The following is a 3344-nucleotide window of genomic DNA, read 5'->3' on the forward strand; positions in this document are numbered from 1 at the left end:
CCTCCCGACCGAATCCCGCCCGGCCACAACACCTCCGGCGACACCGCTACCGGCCGCCCCCGCCGCATCCGATCCATCCGCCTCCACCCCGTCCAGCCTGTCCGTACCGTCCGCGGCAGCACCATCGAACGGCCGGACAAGTACGCGAACGGAGCGGTGACGCACTTGCCGACCTCGCACACTTCACGTTTCCCCGTCACGGCTCCACCCACGGCCCTTTCCTCGCTCGACGAGGCGAGATAACCACCCACGCAGACCATGATTGGCACGAGTTTGTCGCTGTGTACGCTTTTTGGCTGTGTCAGCGTACACAGCGACAAACTCGTGCCGATCTTCTTAGGCGGCCGGCTACCGTCCGATCGCCTGCTGGTACTTCTCCCGCAACGCTTTGTCCTCCGAGAAGAAATGCTCCAGCAACTCATCCAGGTAACCTAGCTCGGGCGTCTGCCGCGGCGGAAAGAGGTGCTTCTCTATCTGGAAGGTCCCGTCGCCAAGGTTGTACATCGTGTACAGACCCAGCTTCAGCCTGTCGAGTTCCGGCCAGATGTCCTCGCGTAGTGCCAGTTCAGCCTCGGGAGAAGCCGTTTCGACGACGAGACTCGGGTAGTGCGCCCACCGGCCGTGCGCCGCCGCCTCATAGAGCGATTCCAGCCGGTTGGCCTCCGACGCCCTTTTGATCTCGAAGGACGAGATCGTGAGTTCGACGTCGGGCAGCAGGGGTGAGCTCCACACCTCAACCGCGGCCACGTCGGGCCGGGACCACTGACCGCTGGCCCGGGCCCGGCCACGCGCGGTCGCGGTCTCGCGCACGTGGCCGAACGTGAGCGTTCTGGTGTCGAGGTCGCTCCGGTACCAGTCGACGAACGGCTGGTACAGCTCGGACTCCCGGTGAACCAGCTGCCCGGGGCCCGCGGGCGTGAGCCTGGCGTCGTCCAGCGAGGTTGCGGGCACCTCGGCGTCCGGTGACTGGAGCGCGTCGTCCGCGCGGGCGAGCGTGCCGCCACGGCCCCGTCCCGGGCGGACGAGGCCAGCGGCCTTGAGCTCCTCCACGGCCGCCCGATAACGATCGTTGGTAAGCCTGACCAGGCCGCGGAGCTGCAGACCACCGATGGCGCTGCCGTCCGGCGGAAGCCGGTCGAAGATCTGGTGTGCGTCGGCGGACATCTCCGGCTGGAGGCGGGCGTTGCCGTCGCCGGCGTCCGCTCGGCGAATCCGCCGTCCCTCCAGGACCGCCAGCCCGGCCGTGACAAGCTCCTCCACGACGGCGGCGAACTGCGTGTCACCCCGTATCTTCAGGCGGTTCTGCAACGGACCGCAGTTGGACCAGGTGGGGCCGATCTCCGCGTACAGCCGTGCCGCAGCCCTGGACAGTGCCATCCCGCCCCCGTCATCTCTCGGAATCGCCACTCGCGATATCTGGACATATCTGGATACCAGAAGGTACAGATGATTTTACTGATTCTTGTCCGGCCTCCGTCAGGCGGTCTTGTCGCGGCAGATGCCGGCGAGGTCGCAGGTGGCGCATGCCTTGCACCAGTGCCGGTGGCGTGGCAGGTCGTTGGCGCGCAGCGCCTCCCCCGCGTCTCGGATCTTGTTCTGGATGTCGCCGAGCAAGAACTCGTCGACGACTTCGCGGGTGCTCCGGGAACGCTCGTCGAGGTTGAGCACCTCCACCAGGTCGGCGCGCTGGCCGGTGAGCTCCTGGTAGCCGAGGACGTAGACGTGCAGCTGGTCGCGGGTGACCTCCTCGGCCTGGGCCCGCTCGGTGGACTTGAAGTCCACGATCGAGGTCTCGTTGGTGTCCAGGCGGCGGATGAGGTCGATCCGGCCGTCCACCGTGATGCCCGGGGCGACCCGTACCTGTACCTGCTGCTCGCTGTGCAGGGTCTGCCCGAGGATTCCCCGGTTCTCGGCGAGGTAGCGGCTGACGGCCTTGCGGGCGGCATCGCGGAGCTGCTCCCGCAGCGCCGGATAGGCGAACGGGACGTTCAGGTGCCGGTCAACCAGGTCCGCGACCTCGGCGGCCGAGGCCAGATCACCGTCGATGGCCCGCTTGTGGATTTCCGCCATGACGTCGTGGACGGACTTGCCGTAGCCGAGCGCCTCATGGATCGGCGGGTTGAATCCATAGAGGAAACGCAACTTGAACTGGTACGGGCACTCGAACAGATATTTCAGCTCGCTGAAGCTCAGGGTGACATCCGGCAGCTCGTGCCGCGGGCGCGGTTCCAGCCGCGCGACCGTCCGCACCGGGGGTGCCGCGGTGAGCACGTTCGGGTTGCGGGTCGCCAGATCGAAGAACACCGATCGCCTGGCGTACATGGATGACCCTCCGGGCGAGAAGGACAGCGCCAGGTATTTCTGCGCCCGGGTGACGGCAACATAGAACAGCCGGGCCTCGTCGGCTTCGGTACCCCGGTAGCGTTCCGCGTCCGGCACCGCGTTCTCGGGTATGACGTGGAAGACGTTTATCCCGCCCTGCCGCTTCGACGGGAAGCGGTTCTTCCGCAGGGCGGGGACGAACACCGCCGGCCACTGCATCCCCTTGGCCTGGTGGACGGTGGCGATGGTCACCGCGTCGGGGGTGGCGTATCCGACGTCGGCGTCGCTTTCCGCGTAGTAGCCGGGGGCATGGTGGGTCAGCCACCGCACGAAGCCCTCGTATTTCCTGGCCGGGTCGGACTGGAAGTGGATCTGCTCGAAGTCCGAGATCGCCTGGCTGAACTTGCCGAGGTTGTAGAACACCAGCTCGCCGCGCACCGTGCCGTCCGCCGACGGGACGGTGTCCTCCCGCAGGCCGACGGCCTCGAGGAAGTCGAGGTAGGTCCGCTGCAGGGTGTAGGAACCCCAGCGGGCGCCCGGCTGCCAGTTCTTCGCCTCGTCGAGAACTTTCAGCCCGGCGGTCAGATCCGCGGCGTCGAGACCGATATCAGCGGCATTCCAGGAATCGCGCACATCGTCCGCGCCGGATTCACCGATGATGTAGCTGAACGCCGTCACACAGGCCTGGATCTCCGGCGCGTCGAACAGCCGGGCGAGACCTTTGATGACGTAGGGAATGTCCCGCCGTTTCAGTTCGGCGACGAGTGGGTCGGCGTCCTTGGCGACGCTGCGGAACAGGACGGCCATGTCCGACCAGCTCAGGCCGCGCGGCGCCTCGTCCCGGTCGTCCCGGAAAGGGGTTCCCCGCAGGGCTGCGATCCGGTCGCATATCCACACCGCCTCGTCGTCGGCGCCGCTGAACTCGACCGCGAGCAGATCGCCGCGGTCGAACTCCTGGTGGCCGGACGCGACCATGTTCTTGGCCAGCCTGTCGTCGACAAGGGTCTCGGCGACCGTCTGCG

At 67.1% G+C, this 3344-nt stretch carries 2 protein-coding genes; both read right to left on the bottom strand.

Annotated features, from left to right (window positions below):
* Nucleotides 1-348: 348 nt before the first annotated feature.
* Complete coding sequence (locus tag AC5LSR_RS08220; RefSeq protein WP_493465843.1) at nucleotides 349-1377, bottom strand: hypothetical protein; 1029 nt, start codon at nucleotides 1375-1377, stop codon at nucleotides 349-351.
* Nucleotides 1378-1476: 99 nt separating this feature from the next.
* The coding region (locus AC5LSR_RS08225; protein WP_493468317.1) for a PD-(D/E)XK nuclease family protein at nucleotides 1477-3344 on the bottom strand (1868 nt) is incomplete at its 5' end.

Source organism: Protofrankia sp. CiP1_Cm_nod4 (genome assembly GCF_982290645.1).